The 20763-nt window shown below is 42.9% G+C and carries 14 protein-coding genes and 1 pseudogene; 9 read left to right on the plus strand and 6 right to left on the minus strand.

Going from position 1 to position 20763, the window contains the following annotated elements; all coding sequences use genetic code 11:
- The 6 genes and pseudogenes from nirA to DP117_RS25830 form a co-directional block, all read left to right on the plus strand.
- Positions 1 to 1010 (plus strand): annotated as a pseudogene (gene nirA / locus DP117_RS25805) (ferredoxin--nitrite reductase); the annotation flags it as partial.
- 201 nt (positions 1011 to 1211) lie between these two features.
- Positions 1212 to 2726: a NarK family nitrate/nitrite MFS transporter gene (locus DP117_RS25810; protein ID WP_169221077.1), complete on the plus strand. Its 1515-nt coding sequence runs from the start codon at positions 1212 to 1214 to the stop codon at positions 2724 to 2726.
- Positions 2727 to 3172: 446 nt separating this feature from the next.
- The gene (locus DP117_RS25815; protein ID WP_169221078.1) at positions 3173 to 5434 is read left to right on the plus strand and encodes a nitrate reductase; all 2262 of its coding nucleotides are present in this window, start codon (positions 3173 to 3175) and stop codon (positions 5432 to 5434) included.
- A 114-nt stretch (positions 5435 to 5548) separates the two neighbouring features.
- Positions 5549 to 6001, plus strand: coding sequence for a nitrate reductase associated protein (locus DP117_RS25820; RefSeq protein ID WP_169221079.1), 453 nt, complete (start codon positions 5549 to 5551; stop codon positions 5999 to 6001).
- A gap of 358 nt (positions 6002 to 6359) precedes the next feature.
- Positions 6360 to 6959, plus strand: coding sequence for a DJ-1/PfpI family protein (locus DP117_RS25825; protein ID WP_169221080.1), 600 nt, complete (start codon positions 6360 to 6362; stop codon positions 6957 to 6959).
- Between the two features lie 245 nt (positions 6960 to 7204).
- Entirely contained in the window at positions 7205 to 8602 is a 1398-nt protein-coding gene (locus DP117_RS25830; protein WP_169221081.1) for a PrsW family glutamic-type intramembrane protease, read from the plus strand.
- Positions 8603 to 8886: 284 nt separating this feature from the next.
- Here DP117_RS25830 and DP117_RS25835 read toward each other — a convergent pair whose 3' ends face one another.
- The 3 genes from DP117_RS25835 to DP117_RS25845 all read right to left on the minus strand — a co-directional run bounded on the left by DP117_RS25835 (position 8887) and on the right by DP117_RS25845 (position 13801).
- Positions 8887 to 9537, minus strand: coding sequence for a hypothetical protein (locus DP117_RS25835; protein ID WP_169221082.1), 651 nt, complete (start codon positions 9535 to 9537; stop codon positions 8887 to 8889).
- A gap of 142 nt (positions 9538 to 9679) precedes the next feature.
- The gene (locus tag DP117_RS25840; protein ID WP_169221083.1) at positions 9680 to 11269 is read right to left on the minus strand and encodes a CHAT domain-containing protein; all 1590 of its coding nucleotides are present in this window, start codon (positions 11267 to 11269) and stop codon (positions 9680 to 9682) included.
- A 195-nt stretch (positions 11270 to 11464) separates the two neighbouring features.
- Positions 11465 to 13801, minus strand: a complete 2337-nt coding sequence (locus tag DP117_RS25845; protein ID WP_169221090.1) for a protein phosphatase 2C domain-containing protein — start codon at positions 13799 to 13801, stop codon at positions 11465 to 11467.
- A 1110-nt stretch (positions 13802 to 14911) separates the two neighbouring features.
- On the opposite strand from DP117_RS25845, the gene DP117_RS25850 reads away from it, so the two are divergent.
- Positions 14912 to 15184, plus strand: coding sequence for a hypothetical protein (locus DP117_RS25850; protein WP_169221084.1), 273 nt, complete (start codon positions 14912 to 14914; stop codon positions 15182 to 15184).
- Between the two features lie 614 nt (positions 15185 to 15798).
- On the opposite strand, the gene DP117_RS25855 is transcribed toward DP117_RS25850, so the two are convergent.
- On the minus strand, positions 15799 to 16152 hold the full coding sequence (locus DP117_RS25855; RefSeq protein ID WP_169221085.1) for an NAD(P)H-quinone oxidoreductase subunit M: 354 nt from the start codon (positions 16150 to 16152) through the stop codon (positions 15799 to 15801).
- Positions 16153 to 16205: 53 nt separating this feature from the next.
- The gene (locus DP117_RS25860) at positions 16206 to 16751 is read right to left on the minus strand and encodes a 3-isopropylmalate dehydratase (RefSeq protein ID WP_169221086.1); all 546 of its coding nucleotides are present in this window, start codon (positions 16749 to 16751) and stop codon (positions 16206 to 16208) included.
- Positions 16752 to 17222: 471 nt separating this feature from the next.
- On the opposite strand from DP117_RS25860, the gene DP117_RS25865 reads away from it, so the two are divergent.
- A complete protein-coding gene (locus tag DP117_RS25865; RefSeq protein WP_169221087.1) occupies positions 17223 to 17504 on the plus strand; it encodes an Npun_R1517 family heterocyst differentiation transcriptional regulator in 282 nt (93 codons plus the stop codon).
- Positions 17505 to 18377: 873 nt separating this feature from the next.
- Here the strand turns inward: DP117_RS25865 and DP117_RS25870 are convergent.
- Positions 18378 to 19058, minus strand: a complete 681-nt coding sequence (locus tag DP117_RS25870; protein WP_169221088.1) for a YdcF family protein — start codon at positions 19056 to 19058, stop codon at positions 18378 to 18380.
- Between the two features lie 310 nt (positions 19059 to 19368).
- Between DP117_RS25870 and ctpB the strand changes: the two genes are divergently transcribed.
- A complete protein-coding gene (gene ctpB, locus DP117_RS25875; RefSeq protein ID WP_169221089.1) occupies positions 19369 to 20715 on the plus strand; it encodes a carboxyl-terminal processing protease CtpB in 1347 nt (448 codons plus the stop codon).
- Positions 20716 to 20763 lie beyond the last annotated feature (48 nt).

Below are 20763 nucleotides of genomic sequence, written 5' to 3' on the forward strand. Positions count from 1 at the left end.
GGGCAATAGGGAGATTGGGAGATGGGGAGATTGGAGGAAGTTCTCTCCCCATTGCCCCACCACCCTACCACCCCATCAACGAAGCGACTTCACAAAAAATATTCGGCTTCAATGTCCTTGTCGGTGGATTCTTTTCTCCTAAGCGCTGTGAGGCGGCTGTTCCCTTGAATGTTTGGGTTCCTCCAGAGGATGTCGTCGCTTTGTGTAGAGCTGTTTTGGAAGTTTTTCGCGACAATGGTTTACGCGCAAATCGGCAAAAAGCCCGCCTGATGTGGTTAATTGATGAATGGGGTTTAGAAAAATTCCGTGCAGAAGTTGAGAAGCGATTTGGTAAGTCATTGATCAGCGCAGCAGCACGAGATGAAATTGATTGGGAAAAACGTGACCATGTTGGGGTATACAAACAAAAGCAATCAGGATTGAACTATGTAGGATTGCACGTTTCTGTCGGTCGGTTGTACGCCGAGGATATGTTTGAAATGGCACGTCTGGCTGAAGTTTACGGCAGCGGTGAAATCCGCCTCACAGTTGAACAAAACTTGATTATCCCTAATATTGCTGATTCAGTGCTGGAAACTTTTTTAACAGAACCTGTACTTGAAAAGTTTACTATTAACCCCGCTGTGCTGATGCGATCGCTCGTTTCTTGCACAGGCGCACAATTTTGTAACTTTGCCCTCATTGAAACGAAAAACCGCGCTTTAGCAACCATAAAAGCGTTGGAAGCAGAGTTAGAACTCATTCGTCCTGTACGAATTCACTGGACAGGATGTCCCAACTCCTGCGGACAGCCCCAAGTTGCAGACATTGGCTTGATGGGAACCAAAACTCGTAAAAATGGTAAAGCCGTAGAAGGGGTTGACATTTACATGGGCGGCAAAGTTGGCAAGGAAGCGCAACTGGGAACTTGTGTCACCAAAGGTATCCCTTGCGAAGACTTACTACCAGTCTTACGAGAACTACTGATTTCACATTTCGGCGCACGCTTACGAGAACCAGCCACAGTTTAAAACTAACTATGCGTCCAATGTGCAAATTTTTTCTTAACCTCGTCATTTATTCTTAATCGTTAAGTGTTATAAATGACTAGGAACTAAGGACAGTCATCACGAAAACTTAAGTCACTTAAGTGTTTCTCAGCTTGGGGCAATTGTCATATTGCTGCTGAGATTCCCTGTGCAATTTTTCTGTTTTCTACTCGGTAAAGCTCAATGCTCAAAGGATTGTTTTCATTTAAGGGTCGCTATCGCATTCTGCACCAGACTTGGTTTGCCTTTTTCCTCACCTTTGTTTGTTGGTTTAACTTTGCTCCTTTTGCGACAACTATTGGTAAGCAGTTATATTTAGCACCAGAGCAAGTTAAAACCTTGGGTATCTGCAATCTTGCTCTAACAATTCCTGCACGAATCATTATTGGTATGCTTCTAGACCGTTTTGGTCCTAGAATCACCTACTCAATGCTATTGATGTTTGCTGCTGTTCCCTGTTTTGCAACAGCGCTGTCGCAGAATTTTAACCATCTTGTCATCAGTCGCTTGCTGATGGGAATTGTTGGCGCTGGCTTTGTCGTGGGTATTCGGATGGTGTCGGAATGGTTCCCACCAAAGGAGATTGGAATAGCCCAAGGTATTTACGGCGGTTGGGGTAACTTTGGTGCTTTTGGGGCAGAATTTGCCCTACCTACAATTGCAGTTGTTGCTAGCTTTCTGACTGGTGGCGCTTCTAATTGGCGGTTTGCGATCGCCCTCACCGGTATCATCGCCGCTATCTATAGCGTCATTTATTACAACAGTGTCCAAGATACACCTGCCGGCAAAGTTTATAAAAAACCAAAGAAAAATGGTGCTTTAGAAGTCACTAGTGTTAAAAGCTTCTGGGCAATGATTCTCTCAAATTTTGGTTTGATTTTCGCCTTGGGTTTATTAGCTTGGCGTCTGGAACAAAAGAACATTCACTTTTTAACCCTAAGCCAAATGTACCTGGTTTGGTTAGTGTTAGCAGGATTATTTGCTTACCAAACATACAAAGCTTGGCAGGTTAACAAAGAACTTCTGATTGGCAAGAAAACCTACGCTCCCTCAGAACGCTATCAATTTAGTCAAGTCGCTTTACTCGAATTCACTTACGTAACTAACTTTGGTTCCGAACTTGCTGCTGTTTCTATGCTACCTGCATTTTTTGAAAAAACTTTTGGTTTAGAGCATGTCGTCGCTGGAATGATTGCCGCAACTTATCCTTTTTTAAACTTAGTTTCTCGTCCCAGTGGAGGTTTAATTTCTGATAAGTTTGGCTCCCGTAAATGGACGATGACAATTATCTCTGCTGGCATTGGTGTTAGCTACTTAATGGCACATTATATTAACAACAGTTGGGCGCTTCCAGTTGCAATTGCTGTTACGATGTTTGCCGCTTACTTCGCTCAAGCTGGCTGTGGTGCAACCTACGGTATTGTACCTCTCATCAAGAAAGAAGCTACAGGACAAATTGCAGGTAATGTGGGAGCTTACGGTAACTTTGGAGGCGTTGTTTATCTCACAATTTTCAGCTTAACTGATGCACCAACACTGTTTACCACAATGGGTATAGCTGCTATGGTCTGCGCTTTTCTGTGTGCTTTCTTCCTAAAAGAACCAAAGGGTTCTTTTGCTGCTGCTTATGAAGGTGAAGCACCAGAAACACAAACTCCAGTGAATCACCACAGTTCTGGTATTCTAGCTGAGAAATAAGATGAAAGAATTGATATCTTACAAAAATCTGGCTTAAGAGTATTTATAAACGCAGATAAACACAGAGAAAATATCTGTGTTTATCTGTGGTTTTGTTTCCAAGAACTCAGGTTTTTAAGGAATTTAATAATTTTCCATAATTTACATAAGAAAACTCTATCAAAAAAATCACTTTCAAAGAAAGATATGTATCACGAAGAACATTTTTTTTGTATTGATTCATATTTAATTGAGTAGAAATACTTTTACGAAAGTGTACCGAAAAAAAGGTAAACCAAATTAAGCAAAGTTGAGTCACTATAAACTGAGATATTATCAATCAGTCTTTGGAGAATTTTCTAAGTGCTGTCAACGGAATAGAAAAAGTTTGAAAACACAGCAAATTGCTGGAATGTATCTTTGACAAACTAAACATTTAAACAATTTATCAACATGGTGCAATTACCATGACTGAATTTACCAAAACCTTATGTCCATACTGTGGTGTTGGCTGTGGACTGGAAGTTTCTCCACCAGCACAACTAGGCAAAGCGACTCATCGAGATAGTCACGGAAATCCGATTTGGCGGGTGCGAGGCGACAAAACGCACCCATCCAGTCAAGGAATGATTTGTGTTAAAGGCGCAACGATCGCGGAGTCTTTAGACAAAAACAGACTGCACTACCCAATGGTACGAGATTCCCTAGATCAGGAGTTTCGGCGCGTTAGCTGGGACGAAGCTTTTGATATCATTACCAAGCGCATTCAAACTGTGCGCTTCACTCAAGGACCAGAAGCCATATGTATGTATGGTTCTGGTCAGTTTCAAACTGAAGACTACTACACAGCTCAGAAACTTTTAAAAGGGTGTCTGGGTACTAATAATTTTGATGCTAACTCGCGCTTGTGTATGTCCAGTGCTGTGGCTGGATACATTCAAAGTTTTGGTTCAGATGGTCCCCCATGCTGTTATGAAGATTTGGAGTTAACTGACTGTGCATTTTTAATTGGGACAAATACGGCTGAGTGTCACCCAATTATTTTCAACAGACTAGAAAAGTATCATAAAAAGAATCGCAAAGTCAAAATGATTGTGGTTGATCCCCGTCGCACACCAACCGCAGAAGCTGCTGACTTACATTTAGCTATTCGTCCTGGTACAGATATCGACTTGTTAAATGGTATCGCTCACTTATTGATGCGCTGGAACTACATAGATACCGGGTTTATCGACGACTGCACTAGTAACTTTCCCGCATATGCTGAGGTGATTCGCCACTATCCTCCAGATGTAGTTGCTCGTCAATGTGGAATCAGCATTGAAGATTTAGAAACAGCAGCACGCTACTGGGGTCAATCTCATCGAGTGTTGTCCTTGTGGTCGATGGGTGTGAATCAATCCTCTGAAGGGACGGCTAAGGTGAGAACTATTATTAATCTGCACCTGATGACTGGACAAATTGGCAAACCAGGAGCAGGACCATTTTCGCTCACGGGTCAACCGAACGCAATGGGAGGACGGGAAGCTGGAGGTTTGTCCCACTTGTTACCCGGTTATCGAGTGGTGAAAAATCCTCAGCACCGCGCAGAAGTTGAGGAGTTTTGGGGACTAAAGTCAGGACAGATTTCTCCCAATCCTGGTATGACGGCTTGGGACATGATTGTTGGGTTGGAAAATGGTAGTGTGGGGTTATTGTGGATTGCTGCTACCAATCCTGCTGTGAGTATGCCGGATTTGGAGCGAACTAAGAAAGCATTGTTGCGATCGCCCTTTACTATTTACCAAGATGCCTACTACCCAACAGAAACTGCTGCTTACGCTCACATCCTGCTCCCAGCTGCACAGTGGAGTGAAAAAACCGGCGTGATGACGAATTCTGAACGAACAGTAACGCTGTGTCCAGCATTCCGCCAACCGCCTGGTGAAGCCAAAGCAGATTGGGAAATTTTTGCAGAAGTAGGTCGCAGATTAGGTTATAATAATAAATTTACCTTTGCTAATTCTGCCGAAGTTTACGCTGAGTTTGTCAAACTGACAGGCGATCGCCCTTGCGATATGACAGGTTTATGTCACGAGCAATTACGTACGGAAGGTCCAACACAATGGCCCCACGGGAAAGAGATGGGGAGATGGGATGATGGGGGGCTAGGGGTCCCCACGGAGTGGGGTTGGAGGGTGATGGGCAGAGAAAGTAATTCTTTTTTGCGCCCATCACCCAAACGCCTTTACACGAACCTCCGCTTTCACACCCCTGATGGACGCGCTCGTTTTGGAGCGTATCACTCGCGAGGATTGGCGGAACCACCAGATCCGAATTATCCTTTTGTCTTGACAAATGGGCGACTTTATGGGCATTGGCACACCCAAACTCGTACTGGTCGGATTGAAAAAACTCGCCAAATGCATCCCGAACCGTTTGTTGAGATTCATCCTCGTGATGCTGCACACTTAGGGATTGTAGATAACCAATGGGTGGAAGTGCGATCGCGTCGAGGAAAAGCGCGGTTCCCAGCAAAAGTTACAAAGGCGATCGCCCCTGGTACAGTGTTTGTCCCTATGCATTGGGGTGTACTTTGGGCAGATAATGCTGAAGCTAACGCTCTAACTCATCCAGAATCTTGCCCTGATTCTCTACAACCAGAATTAAAAGCTTGTGCAGTACAAATTGTGCCAGTTACCCTTGAGTTAACTGTTGATAATTACCAACTTTTACATTCTGAGTGTTAATCTACAGAGGCTTTAAACAAGATAGCCTATAGAGGCTATCTCAAAAAACATCTTCTGCAAGTTGAATGAGTTATTGTTACTTGCTTATTCTTAAACAACAGCATTAATTAAGATATGCCTAATTTCTTTGAATTTGAAGCAGATTTTGTTGACTCCCTGCGTTGTATTCCTATGCAGGTACGCCAAAAACTTGATACCTCTGGGATTAAGTTAAAATTATCTGATTGGAGTCATTTGACGAAACTTGAGCGTGAAACTTTGGTTGAATTACCTTGCTCTACAGAAGCCGAAATTCAATCATACAGAAAATATCTCCATAACCTGATTCTAGAACGCACTGGTACACCAGCTGCCGAGTTACTAATTGAACCAAATCCCGCGTGGTTAGATGCTAAGAATGTACCAACAAATCTTCAGGAAAAAGCGAGAGAATTTGGTGTTATGCTTTCATCTCAACAGTGGGCAGAATTAACTCCTCTGCAACGTTTTGCTTTAATTAAACTGAGTCGTCCCAGTCATGAAAATCAAAATTTTCCCAAAGCTTTGAAGGAATTTCATTTGTTTTGATGATTAAGAAGAACGCAGAACACAGAACACATCTCCGTAAATCAATAGAGTGCAAGCCCTTCGCTGTGCGTGGCGGTCCGGGCCTTGTACTCTTTTTACTATTAATTCTTCTGACTACTGAATTCTGATTTTTTTTTGCGTAGCGGCGCGTCCTTTGAGTGCGCCTCCGAAGGGGCTAGCTCGTTCTTTATTCAGTCATTCTGAAATTTTGAGGATAGGTTACATTTTTTCAAACGAACGTATTGAAGTAGCAATTTACACAATCAAATCTGATATTTATTAAGGATAATTTTACAATCTTACACCTAATACTCTCAAATATAAATTAATATAAACTCAATGACTAATGACTAAAAAAATGGCTACTAAAAAAATTTTGATGCTCGTAGGAGACTATGTAGAAGACTACGAGGTGATGGTTCCCTTCCAAGCTTTGCAGATGGTGGGACATACGGTTCATGCAGTTTGTCCAGACAAAAAAGCTGGAGAAAAAGTTAGGACTGCTGTTCACGATTTTGAAGGTGACCAAACTTACAGTGAAAAACCCGGTCACAACTTCACTCTGAATGCTTCTTTTGTAGAAGTCAAAGCACAAGACTATGATGCCTTGGTGATTCCTGGAGGACGTGCGCCTGAATATATCCGCCTGAATAAGCAAGTACTAGAAATCACCACGCACTTTGCCCAAGCAAATAAGCCGATTGCTGCGATTTGCCACGGCTTGCAGTTGTTGGCTGCTGCTGATGTCCTGCAAGGCAAGAACTGTACTGCTTATCCTGCTTGTAGCACAGAGGTGTGGCGTGCTGGTGGTGCCTACGTAAATGTCCCGGCTGACGAGGTTGTCGTTGATGGTAATTTAGTTACAGCACCAGCTTGGCCTGCTCATCCCCGTTGGTTGGCAGAATTCCTCAAGATACTAGGTACTAAAATTGAACATCTGGAAATGTCTGCTGTTTAGTACATAAATTTGCACTCAAAGTCATTTACGCATGAGGTAGTTAACGCTATATTATATAGCGTCAGATGTCAACAGTAAGCCTACTTAAAATGAGTCGAAATCTATGTTTCTTTTGAGTTTTTTAATTTCTCATTGATAAGCGGTGACTGAAGCTATAGTGGATTTAGCAATTTTGCTATTGTGGCTAGGGTTAAGTCCTACTGCCAATTCTATAAATATATTGTTTATAAACACCCTGTAACTCGATGACAGGTAAAAACGCAAGACAGAATGCAATCCTGCGGCAAGTGTCTGGTAATGCAACTTCTTTGGAAGTGGAAACTCGCTACTCGCTTCTTCCCAGCCAAGAGGTCGTTATTGGACGTGACCCTAGCTGCCAAGTTGTGTTGGATGCTATGTTGTACCGCATGGTATCTCGTCGCCATGCAGCAGTTCGTCCCCTGACTTCATCTCTAGATGCAGAATCTAGTTGGTTAATCTGTGATCTGGCTAGTGCCAATGGCACTTACTTGAACGGACAACGGTTGCAGGGTTGTCAGCAATTGATGAACGGAGATCAGATCACTCTCGGTCATGACGGTCCGGAATTTGTTTTTGAGTATGAACAAAACGAGCTACAAGCGACTGCGATCACCCCATCAGCAACTACACCGCTTCCTCCAGCAAATAGTTACCCAGCAGCCACCTCGACTTTTTATCAACCTCCTACAAAAGCAGCAGATTCGCTAAGCTTCACTCAGTTGTTTCCCATTATTTCTACTGGTAAAGATTTAACTCGTAAAGCTTACCTGATACCGGGAATTCTCACAGTTGTCTTCGTGGTACTTATGTTTGCTACGGTCGGTCAACAAGCAAATCAAATCATAGTCGCAATCTATATAGCTTTTGCTGCTTACTACTTTATTTACCAGTTGTGTGGTAAACCAAAGCCCTGGTGGGTACTGTGTGCATCAGCATTGACAACGGCAGTGATTTTACTGACTCCGGTTTTGGATTTATTTATCTTTGTGTTTCGCGATTTGTTGCCTGGTAATTTACCCTCAGAACAAGAACCCATTACCTTAACGGAGTTGCTGGTGCGCATGTTTTTTGGCGCTGGTTTGATGGAGGAATTACTGAAGGCAATACCTTTGCTGCTGGCGTTTCTGATTGCGAAGGTAGTCCCATCACCTTGGCGGGAACGCATTGGCGTTGCAGAACCTCTCGATGGTATTCTATTAGGAACAGCTTCTGCTGTGGGGTTTACCCTGTTGGAAACTTTGGGACAATATGTGCCAACTATTACTCAAAATATCTCAGCACAATCGGGCTTAGAAACTGGTCAACTTGTGGGTTTGCAACTGCTGATCCCACGAATTCTCGGCTCTGTTGCCGGACACATGGCTTACAGTGGATATTTTGGCTATTTTATCGGTTTGGCTGTACTCAAGCCCTCTAGAAGTTGGCAAATTTTGCCAGTTGGTTATCTGACAGCAGCCGGACTACACGCTTTGTGGAATGCAACGGGACTTTTTAACAGTTTGCTGCTGGTCATTGTTGGAGTCTTGTCTTACGCCTTCTTAATGGCAGCTATTCTTAAAGCTAGGGCGCTTTCACCAACGCGTTCACAAAATTTCGCTACCCGTTTTCTTGGACCTAAGTAATGAGCGCAACGACATGATGATGAGGTAGAGCACAAAGCGGATGATTAATTTATAGTTCACTCTTCAGTCCACAAGCGGCTACTGTTGCTGCACTCAAGTTACTTATTATATCTTGCTTCTCATTGATGTGCTTTGTTTGCAACTACCTATAGATAGATTTAGTTGGACATTTTGTGCCCTGATCCGAAAAACTCTGCTTTTTGAGAGAAGCAATAAAGTTGTTGCTTGCAGGCAAAGCAACTTATTCTCTGGATTTGAGCAAAGCAGAAAAAAGGGAACAAATCTTAGGCTTCTTCTTCAATACTCTTAAGCTCACCAAGCGCATGGTAAGCAACTGCTAAACTCACTTTTGCCTTCTCAATTTCAGATAGATTTGTCCACTCACGATTGTCTACGTTTTCTACAACAGAGTTGACGTTTTGCGGTGTACCGCTCCTCATAGCGTAAGCAAATGGACGTGCCATGACCAAAAGGTCATCTGTTTCCCAATTGGGTAATACAGATTGAACACACTGAACCAGTTGTTCACCCTTTGATTGACCTGAATGAAAAATCTCAGTCGCTTTTTGGGCAATAGCTGCTATCCAATCTTGAGGAACATTAGCGGCGAAACTTGCTTGTAAATTTTTTTGAAGATTCGACAAAACAGACGTCTTTGTATTACATTTGTAGTATTGGGAATTGAGATTATTGTTGTACCAAAGTGTATCCAAGCGATTGTAAAAAGCTTGTGAACGTTCTGCTAGTTCTTCATCAAGGACATCCTCTAACTGGAACTGCTGTTCTAATTGTGCAAAATAGTCCTCTGATTGTTCATCTGCGAGATTCCAAGGATATGTAGCATCTTCGGGTTCAAGCAGTGCTTCTAAAAGTTCTAAATCGATTTGATCGCGTAGGGAATGAGAAGTTTTTGAACCGTTGATTCGCTGAGTCATTTGTCGCTCCTGATTGATTATTTAGTAGTATTGACAGCTACAGCTGCCTGAATGTCATTTCCGCAAAAAGAATGCTGTTCTACTCAAAAGTGCTAGTTTATGTTGCTGGGTTTCAAGTATGGAAAATCTGTACTTCCAATCCTTAGGCAGAGGACTGATCAATAATGAACTCCCAAGGTTGACTTTTTGTACTACCAAACTTTAACTGCATGCCAGATTGTAACGGAACTTCCTGACGGTGGATTTGTTGCCAAGTATTGGCTCGTAAAACCCAGGTTGTTCCGTAGGTGGATAAATCTTGCAGGTAATAGGTTCGGACTGGGGAAGATCCTGTTAAGGTATTTCGAAATAAGATCTCAGCATGGCGTTTTGAAACCGAAGGCTCTGAAATGACAATATCATTATCTGGTGTACGCCCAATACGCGTAACTCCTGGTCGCAGTTGCAAAGTTTTGCCTCCAGGGGAGAGCGATCGCAAACAAGCATTGGAAAGCAAAGAACCGATTCCGGGAATAGAAGTTTCTGGCAGTTCTGTAATCCCCTCATCAAAATTCCTTATCAGTTCCCCATTGTAGTCTGGATGTAAGTAGAGAATCGGCAATGTCCAAGCGGGTTGATTGAACCTGTAAACTATTAACAGTTGTTGCCTTGCTTCTGCCACAGCTTCATCAATTGGCAGTCGCTTTCGCAAAGCAGCAGCAAAGGCTTTAATAAAAGTGTGGCTTTCTTGGGGTGCGATTTCATCACGCATTGCTAAAACAGCAGGTAAACCTTGACGTATAAGCACTTCTGCCAAACTGCTATGAGGCACAGCCTGGTGATTAACAGCAGCTGGTTGTGCTCCCCAACAAGCATTGAAAACTGCCAGTTTCACACCTGTACTCGTCAATACTTGGGCTAATTCTATTCCATTGAGGGTCATACCCGGTCGCAAAAATAACAAACCTCCGTCTGGTCCTTGCAGACCGTGACCGGTGTAAAATAAGACGTTGTATGCCTTAGTTTCTAGCTGTTGAATCAACTCCTCTGGAGTTGGTTGCAAAAGTGTGTGTACCATACAGGGTGCGTACCCACTGTAACTGCTAGCCATAACAGAGCCATTAGAAAGAGTTTGTTTGAGCATATCGGCTTCTTCGTCAAGTTGCAGCCGCTGTTTATCTTCACCCAAAACCAACAGTATGTTTAACGCTTGTTCTGAGCGTAAAGATGGTAGTGGTTCGACTTCACTTGTAGTACGACTAAAGAGTATGTGTTGCGACAGAGAAATCGAAGATTGACCAGGTTCGCGCTGCATAATTTCCCAAGGCAGGGCAATTAGATTCGGGTCACGAATTTCCAACTGCACGCGCAAACGCGTATGCTGACCCATAGCAATCCCACGACTGCGTTCAAAGCTATTGAGAATTTGTCCGTCAAATATCCAACCCCACAGGCTAATTCCCAAATATTGCATTAAACGAGCAGTGTAACTGGTTGGTTGACCAGAGGTTGGTGCTGCAAAATCCACAGGGAAAGGATTTGTTGGGTTAGGCTTTGCTCCTGGGGAAATATCCAAGCGGCTGTGACCAGCAAACATTTGCTGCCACTCTTGCCAAGCTTGAGTAAGATGTGGAAGCCATACACAGTCACGCAGAACATTGCCACTGGGATAGGGAGCTTTCACCACCCAAATGGCGAAACTGTCATTGCCGGTGTTGACGAGACGGGCGATCGCCAGGTTAAGGGATGGCATGGATTCGTTAATTTTGGTTAATCTAAGAGGTAGAATCAAATAAATTCAAATAACAATTTGAAAAGACAGAATTTTTGCCTTTCGAGTTTTTTGTTTAAAGTTATATCACCTGTACAATTTCAGGCTTCTACCAGTTTATCGAGTTTTTGACGAAGTGCTGCTGTTCGGCGAACGGGCGTCACCTATTTTAATACCTTACTGTGGGGGGACAGACTTTGGCTTTGACTCAGGTGCTGATTCTTTCACTGCAGGAGAAGAAATAGAAGTCTGTTTTGATGGCTGACATTGGCTTACAACTTCGGGTTTCGCTTTGGGAACTTTCAATGATTTGAATTTAGAGGATAAAATTTTGACTTCATCTCCTAGGCTGACTACAGGTTTGTTTGCGGTGGAAGAAGTTGATTGTGAGTTTGATGGACTTGCTTGCCCAATAGAGCAGACTCGCAGATATATCCAACTGTCTTTCTCTATTTTCTCTGACCTGGAAAGAATTTGCAAAACACTACCTTTTGGAGCAATCACTCCGGTTGGGGGCGAGGTTGTTTTGATGAATTCGATTTCGCTCGTCGTCTGAATCACTTGTGCTGCATTTGCAGCAGATTTGTCCGAACCATCCTGAGAACCACTTTTGATAGGTGGTGCTACCAATGGTATCCCCTCCGAGGGAATGATTCTTGGTGAAGAATTCGTTAATTTCTTGATCGGAAGCAACCCTTGATGCCACAGGTATCCCAACAAAAGGCTGACGACAACGAATAGCAACGGAATCACAATCAATTGCAGTGGTAGTTTTACACCTTTGGGGGATTTGCTTGTTGAGATAACGTGAGTTTTCTGATTTTGGCTAAAACCCAATGAACCCTGTCTGGTTCTTATCTGAGTGTGAGAAGCTTTTGGTAGTGTAGAGAGGTCAGCAAGAGCAGCTTTAAGAGTTGATTTTGGCTCTGAGTATTTAACTTGACAGTGTACTATGGCAATCGTAACATTATCGTGTCCATTTTGAGTATTCGCTATTTCGACTAATTTATCTGTTACTTTTGCTATGTCAAAATTTTCAGTAATAATCGGTAAAATTTCTGTTTCCCAATATTGCTCTACACGGTCAAAGTCGCTCAAACCATCAGAACACAGAAGAAAAACGCAATCTTCGTCGAGAAGAAAGCGTTGTGATGTCGGATGCAATGAATTGCTGGCACTCATGCCTAATGCCTGTACCAAAGAGCCGGAAGCTCCTTGTTGCATGGCATCCCGGTAAGTGGCATAGCCCAACCGTACCTCACGCGAAGCAACATCATCATCTAAGGTGACTTGATAGCAACCAGAGCGTGTCATCCAGTAAGCACGACTATCACCTACGTGAGTAATGTACATTTCGTGAACAATTGGCAATGCCATCACTAAAGTTGTGCCCATGCGTTGACGTCCCTGCCTATGTTCGTCGTCGTTGCGCTGGCTAATGATGTCATTTGCTGCTGCTGCTGCCGTTTCTAGATTCGCAACTACAAAAGCGGAGTCTATGCGGTCAGAGGGCAATTTCGTCAAGTCATACAGCTGCTTTTGAATAGTTTCAATGGCTAAATTTGATGCCACATTGCCTCCCTCATGTCCACCAATGCCATCACAAACAATAGCTATGGCTGTCGGCTGGGGTGGTTTGCTGATCACGCTGCCACTAGGAGGGTAACAAGCATCTTCATTACGTTGACGGCAAGGTCCGGTATCGCTCTTTGTGGCAATTTTGATGATAGGTGTTTGGGTTCGCCCTAATTCTGCCAACCCTCTGTCTATAATGGCAACGAGTTGTTCACCAGAGTGTATTTCGCCGGCAATCAGACAACGACAAATTTCACGCAAAAATTCGGCGATCGCTCCATTGGCTTGTGGCTGTAACTGCTGCCAAAATTCGCCAAGTTGCGGTAAATTAGGAGAAGTTTGATTGTCATGACGCAATTCCAATAAACGTACTAACGACCCTTCTACCCTGACGAATTCTGGGTTCAGTAAGCTGGAAGCTACCCCCTCACTCGTCAGAGGTTGCCAAAGATGAGCTATCTGCCACAGTAAATTCAATTGGCGCATTGATGTTGCGTTACGCCAAGCTGTAGTAAACTCGCAAGCAACCTGCACTTGCAAGGGATCTGTACTGTCTAGCACAGAAAGCGGAGGTTTTTCTAAAAGTAAGATTTCTTTGTTAGAAGTGCCATCACTCACAGGTAGCACTCCATACACCTGCGGTACGTGCAAGCGGAAGGGAAAGAGTCGCAAATAAGGTCTGATTGCCTGTAAATGTTCACCGTCTGGCGTTTGAGGTAATAGACCAGGCTTGGTATCTAAAACAAGTGCCTTGTTGATAACTAAATAGCGGTCGGCTAATAATTCTCCAGCATTAGCCACGCTCTGTCCGTCTGCCACTGCCCAGAGAAATCGTTTGGGTAGGGGTGTGGAACATCGTTGACAAAATTTGTGTGTCAGAGGGTTTGGAGCTTGACAAAGTTCATTTGGGCAGTAGAGCGTTGCCGCATCATTTTCCATAGTCTTCGCACCGATCAGCAGATTGGCATTTTTTTCAACAGCATTGGCTAGCGGCACTGTTGACCGCTCATATCTGATATATCCAATTTTGGATCATGATTTTAACTTGTGAACGAAACTTAAGATGCTAAGAGTTTCGAAAAATTTGCTTAATGATAAAAATAGATATCTTTGGGCTGGTACGCAACGCAACACATTGGATTTACAAAAAGATACTCTAACTGGATAAGGCATACAGCCATTTCTCTTGTTTATTTATCAACATACAGCATTCCCAAATTGATCGTGAAGCCCAAAACAAACCACAAAGGTTATTTTTCTCGATTTTCTGTTGACCAATTAAAGGAAATTGTGATTGCAAGCTGAAATCTACTACACATGAAAAGGTAATGTAACGTAGTTATACAGTTCTAGGATGATTGCAGTTCTGTCTTAAAACAACAAAGATTGCAACAAAAGCGTACTTTACCAAAATTTCATACCTTTACCTGTATAACTTTGTGAAAGCTTCATCACCTCCGTTTTTCCGGACTTTCTTTCCAAAAAGCTGTGTCTTAAATTACAAGTTTTTCCATTTGATTTTATTCTTATAGTAGTGATGTATTTTATCGTGGAGTGTAAAGTATAGTGTAAGATTACTTTACACTCTATACTCTTCTTCAAAGAACTTATTCCATCAGAAAGAGGAGATCAGTTAAGTTTTTCCCTAACTTATGTATAAGTGGGAGTTAATTAACTTTAGTTAAGACTAAGAGGTAAGTCAGAGCAGAGTTTGCAAACTACTATTCAGTCTTAACGATGCACTCTACTTTACAAAAGAAGTCATGAGTAACGAGTTGTAAGTGATGAGTGACACAAACACTTTTTTCCTGTCGCAGGTAACTGGCGTTAAAAACCAGTCCTGTAGCCCCAGTCTCACCCTTTGGGTATGCCTGCGGGATGTCTACGAACCGTGCCTGATGCCGGGAAACCTGCTACAAAAGCACTCACTGCCTCACCGCAACGGACTAAATTCCCTCCTGCGGCAGTGGCTCCTCAGCACTCAGCACTTATTACTCCGAAGTGATTAATCGCACCACTTTTATACATTTAAGAACGGGTGAAAGACTCATGGAAAATAACGAACAAAAAGATATTCATCGTGCAGTGAACCCTGGTGACGTCATTTCTGAAGAATCACAAACAGTTGAAGATAAGGAGCAACAACTCGCTGTTGATTCTCCAGATATTACAGGTGACCACATTCAAGTTCCGACTTATTTCGTGGTTGATGAGCCAAATGGTGAAAAAAAGGCTCTTCACCATGTCAAAGATGCAGAAGAAATATCTGATACCATTCGACAAGCACGAGTAGACGAAGAAGGAAATAGAGTTTGGTGGTAGATATTGAACGGTTAGCAGTCAGCAACTAGTTTATTAGCGGCTTTCTGCTGCCGTTTTTTGCTAACCAAATCCATAAGGCAATGCCGGTCTGATGTGGTTTAAATGAGTCAATCGGCGTAAATATTTATCGTTGAGACAAGGCAGAAGTCAAAAAGGAAGAGGGTTTTAGTCAAGTTTACTATTCTTTACACACTTGTTGCGCCTAATCTTTACTTGTAGCTTTTTTGTGGCAGTAGCGAGACGAAGCAATTTTCTTGACCATCAAAATGGTAAAAATAAACAAAATAGTACAAAACTTAACAATCTCTGACGAGGAGTGAGGAAAAATAGACCTTCTTATCTCCCTGATTCGAAATCAGCACTTTGCTGGCTTAAATTTTTAGTCACAGATTTCTCAAAGAACAAAACAGAAACTTTGTACGCCAATCATGAATCGTGGGCTAGAACGAGTGCTGCAAGGCGTCCTACTGCACAAAGTCCCTAAGTAACTTTGCTCCCTATTTCCAATTCGAGAAACCCTGTTCTGGAAAGACAGGGTTGACAGTATTAAGGACGCGCAACGCGTAAAGGTGAGGCACACCATTGAGTTGTACTGTTTGCTTGCGTCTCAAGCATCATGCGTTAGGTGCAACTTGGGGTAGCCCCATGCTGTAATTCGTGACGCGTCCAGAGAGATTGTAACTGACTTCGCCTTTTTGCAACAGCGATCGCAGAAAATGCTCCAAGTCTGAGCCAATGCGGCGTAAGTTATAGTCTGTCAGGTCTGCGCCACTGTATGCTTCTACCAGTTCATCAAACTTGCGATAAACCTGTTGCAAAGCATCTTCATTCCAGTTGAATTCGTTGTCTGGGTCAATATCTAGGGTTAAAACCTGACTACTGGGAACCAGTTCTCCGTCCCGGTCTATTTCGGCGGCAAAAATTCTTATATGCCGGGTTGTGGATTTAAGCAGCATCGGGTTATCCATAAGCAGTTTTTATTTGGGTTTCGTCGCGCTCTCTATCATTGTAAACGGAATTCCTAGCGGGCAGAAATCATGCCTGTCTGACGAGCATAAGCAAAGATACCGCCGGCATCAATCACTGGTCCGACTTCTCCCAAAGGTTTGAGGTTGTATATCTCACCAAGAGTGTGATTCATTAATTGATTGCTTTCAAAATTTATTGATACTTCATGACCAGTCTCAAATTTGTCACATAACCTTTGTTGTGACTCCCAAGGATAAAGCTCTCCTGTCGCAGCACAATTGCGGAAAAAGATGCGGGCATAAGACTGAGCTATGACTGCTTGAACCCCACTTGCACCTAAGGCAATCGGGGCATGTTCACGTGATGAACCGCAGCCAAAGTTTTCTCCTGCCACAATGATCGGGTAAATTGTTTTTATTTCGCCAGGAAGGATAAATTTGCCGTAACGGTCGGGTAAACCAGCTAAAGCATAACTTCCAAGCTTTTCGTATTCATCTGCTTTAGAAGGAACTAAGGTGAGATATTCGGCTGGAATAATTTGATCTGTGTCTATGTTATCGTCAAGAACAAAAATCTTACCCCTAATTATTTTGGTCATTTTAGTCTCCTATCTTCAAATGAAAAAATCGTACATTTAGTAATTTTACGTAATTATGGTACAGCAAAGTCTGGCTATCATTAAATAGAAAATAATCAGCGGATTCACTTACGTATTACCACTAGACATTAAGTAACAACTCAAACTCTTATTGACGTTGAGATAAAGTTGATGTAGAAAGCTTTAAAAAGGTTGAACAAGTTCTTACAGAAACTTTATTGCATAAAATCGTAAAAACTGAATAATAGTTATGGTTTACTTGAACCATACCTATTGCAGAAAACTGAGACACAAGACAGTGAAAATCAAACCTGTAGGATAGATAGGAGAGTAAAATGCAATAACGTCGTTTATTGATAAGCAAGCATTGTTAATTCAGACACTTTGTAAATCAAAAAAGTTTAAAGAATTCTTGCTTGAAAAATAGCGGAGTACCCAAATTACCTCTTAGTACAAGGAAGTCTAAAGGCTATGAACTTTGAAGCATTACCACGGCAAGTAAATACTGTAGATGTAGGTGTTTATGAGTGCGAAATTCATCTGAAATTTCGGTTGATAGAAGAAAAAAGTCTGTTGGGCGATCGCGACCAACTTTTGCAGGTTCTGCTAGACGCTTTAACTGAAGGTTCTGATGACTTTTTAGAAACCTTACAAGCAAATGTTAAGGCTCAAGAAGTTTCTGAGTTAAAAGCATCACCGCAAATGAGACGCCAACTCATGCGACTACGCAACTCTGCTGAAGTTAGTCAATAGTTAAATTTGTGTCATCCCATTAATGGTAGATAGCGCATCGGGCGGGAAATATTAGATTTCGTTAAATTTGCCCATTTGCTGATTTGTTCTAATAATGACTTGGCTTGCTTAACTAACCCCCATGAACCATAGCGCTGGGGCTGACTGTAACTCTAACCCCTTAGCACTACGGAGAATAACGGGTGCCTACTCAATGATTAGAAGATTTATGCCTTGCTTCAATACAGGGTTATGGTTAGTAAAAATTAGATTTCAGGGTAATTTCTCAATCCGCATTATTCTTCCAAGAATTGAAGGAGCTCGAAGAAGACTGACATTTTTTGTTTTAACTTAGAAACCACTGACCGAAGAAAGAACTCAGCAACTCCTGACTTAGTAGCACAGCTATGCCTACGCTCCTGATCTGGAGCGTTTCCCCTGTCTACGCCTTACCTCGGGTCGAAATGAGAAGTGGTAAATAAGGATACAAGCCCAACTCACTACGTTGAAATTCAAAATTCATGCATTCGCGAGCGTGAGAAATGAAGAATAAGAATCTTTTTTCTCACTCTGGCGAATTCGTGGTAGAGCAGAGTAACACAAAGTGTCATACTTTAAATCACTTCCTTCGATGGTTTAAGATTACTTATCTTCTTTTTTTCTTCCTATATGCTAAGGTATACGTCATACGTTGGCGGAGCCTGTCCGCAGGACTTACATGTCCAATGGGCGTTTGGCGCGCGCTACAAAGAACATGTCCCTTCCCTTCCCGCCACGGCTATGTCTAGAGAACACGCTATGCATACCCCTTGCAGGGGCGCTTTGCGCATGCGCCTGGGGGCTATGTCTACGTTAAATTAGGCGGTTCAGGAGTCAGCGGATATCGGGTTGCTTTCATTGAGTTGATTTTTCACATAGAAAACCCCGACGCTGCCAATAGAATATATTGACCTGTACAAGTCTGATGACACTGGAACATTTTGGCTGAATAATAGGACTTAACCCTGCCCATAACAAGCTACGCGTGACATCTAGTCCTGTTTTGGGCCAAGACTCCTGGTTTCCCGTAATACCTTGCTCTTGAACAATTTCTGGTTCCATCCAAATACCGTGAACACCAAATAGAATTTGTGCCATCCACTTGGCTCGCGGGAAGTGTGTTGGGGAAGTAATCAGCTTCACCTTGCGGACTCCCCAATGGCGTAAAATAGGGATGGAATAGTAAAAATTACCAAACGTAGAATCAGCACACTTTTCTAACCAAACGTTTTGCATTCTCTGGGGTGCTAGGCGTTGAAAAATCAGCCAAATGCAAGGGTCAAGAGAACCTTGAGAAATTAAAATAGGGGTTTGCGGGTACTGTTGTGCTAACTTGGCCACATGAATTTCCCGATTAATACTACCACCAAGTACAAAAAAAGCATCTACTTGTTTGGAAGATGCAGAAATTAAGGTGATAGTGTTAACAACAAAGGAGAGCAGCAACACAAAACACAGTCCAAAAGCAAGTCTTCGTAGAAATTGCCACCTTCTGTGCAATTGTTCTGACGCTGAATGAGGTCGTCGGTTTGTCACTTTAGGTTTCCTGAGGTACTCGATACAAGCTTGCTGTAGACTTGACAACACCAGTTAAGCCAAAGCCAGTGCTACTTTATAAGCAATTCTCACTGATTTCATGGGACTGCTGATGAAACGGTTGTATAGTGGCACTCAACTCACGGGAGAAGTAAGCTAGAGTAAAGAAACCGTTTGAACAATATGCAGTATTGTCAAGAGACATCAAGGAAAAATGATGAAAAAAGCATAATTGAGAACAATAACTTATAAATCCCAGCAAAGTCGGATTGCTACACTGTCAACAATACGATTATTCCAATTAATATACATGAATCGATCTGCGAAACGTCACTCGCTGCTCCAACTCGCTTTTCTTAGCGGAGCAATCGCCTCAACTGCTACATTGTCTGCTTTTGCCCCAGTTTGGTGTCGCTCCGTGCGTGCAGCTCTCCAAGATAGCCCAAAAGCAGTGATCGACAATGTCTGGCAACTCGTAAATCGTGAATATGTTGATGGCTCATTTAATAAACAAGATTGGCTAGCAGTGAGGCAGAGTTTGCTCAGTAAAGACTATACGAACCGTGAAGAAGCATACACTGCTATCCGTCAAGCATTAGAAAAGTTGGGAGATCCTTATACTCGATTCATGGATCCCAAACAGTATGAAGCTTTAACCAGCCAAACATCTGGGGAAGTCTCTGGAATTGGTGTTCGGATGGCATTGAATGAGCAAACGCAAAAGCTCACCATTATCGAAGCTATAGAAAATTCTCCTGCACTGAAAGCCGGTATTAAACCTGGGGACTATATTTTAGCAATTGATGGCAAGCCTACAAGCCAAATGAAAGTGGAAGATGCTTCAAAGCTGATTCGTGGAAGAGCAGGAACGAAGTTAACTTTGCGGCTAGGAAGAGAAGGGCAGAATCCTTTTGATGTGAATTTGACACGGGCAAGTATTGAAGTCCCAACAGTGCGTTATAACTTGAGGCAAGAAGGCGATCGCCGCATTGGCTACATCCGCCTGCGCGAGTTCAGTGCCCATGCTTCAACTCAAATGCGACGAGCCATCCGCGATTTGAATGCCAAGCAAGTTGATGGCTTTGTTTTGGATCTGCGTGGTAACCCAGGGGGTTTGTTGCAATCGAGCATTGAAATTGCCCGTATGTGGATGGATAATGGTGCGATCGTCAAGACTGTGGATCGTGTGGGAGGCAGTGACGAAATGAAAGCAAATCATACTGCGATCACAAAACGCCCTCTGGCAATACTAGTGGATGGCAATTCAGCGAGTGCTAGCGAAATCCTCACAGGCGCACTCAAAGATAACAACCGAGCCGTGGTTGTTGGCAGTCAAACCTTTGGTAAAGCCCTAGTACAATCAGTTCATGAACTCGCGGATGGTTCAGGCGTAGCTGTTACCATAGCTCATTATTACACTCCCAAGGGCACAGATATTAACCACAAGGGGATTGCGCCCGATATCAAGTTAGACTTAAGCGATGCACAAAAGCGTCAGCTCGCAGAGAATCCAGATTTGCAAGGAACTCAGAGTGATCCCCAATACGCCCGTGCGCTCGCAGTTTTATCTAGTAAGAATTTTGCTCAACCTACCCAACAAAATCAACAGTCGCGTCAACAACCAATGAGTAATCGGGCGGTAGATTTAAAACTTTAGCTTAAGCAGCAGAAGCCTCTCGCTCACCCGAAGGGGAGCGATGAGATG

Origin of the sequence: Brasilonema sp. UFV-L1, assembly GCF_012912105.1 — a bacterium.
GTDB lineage: Bacteria > Cyanobacteriota > Cyanobacteriia > Cyanobacteriales > Nostocaceae > Brasilonema.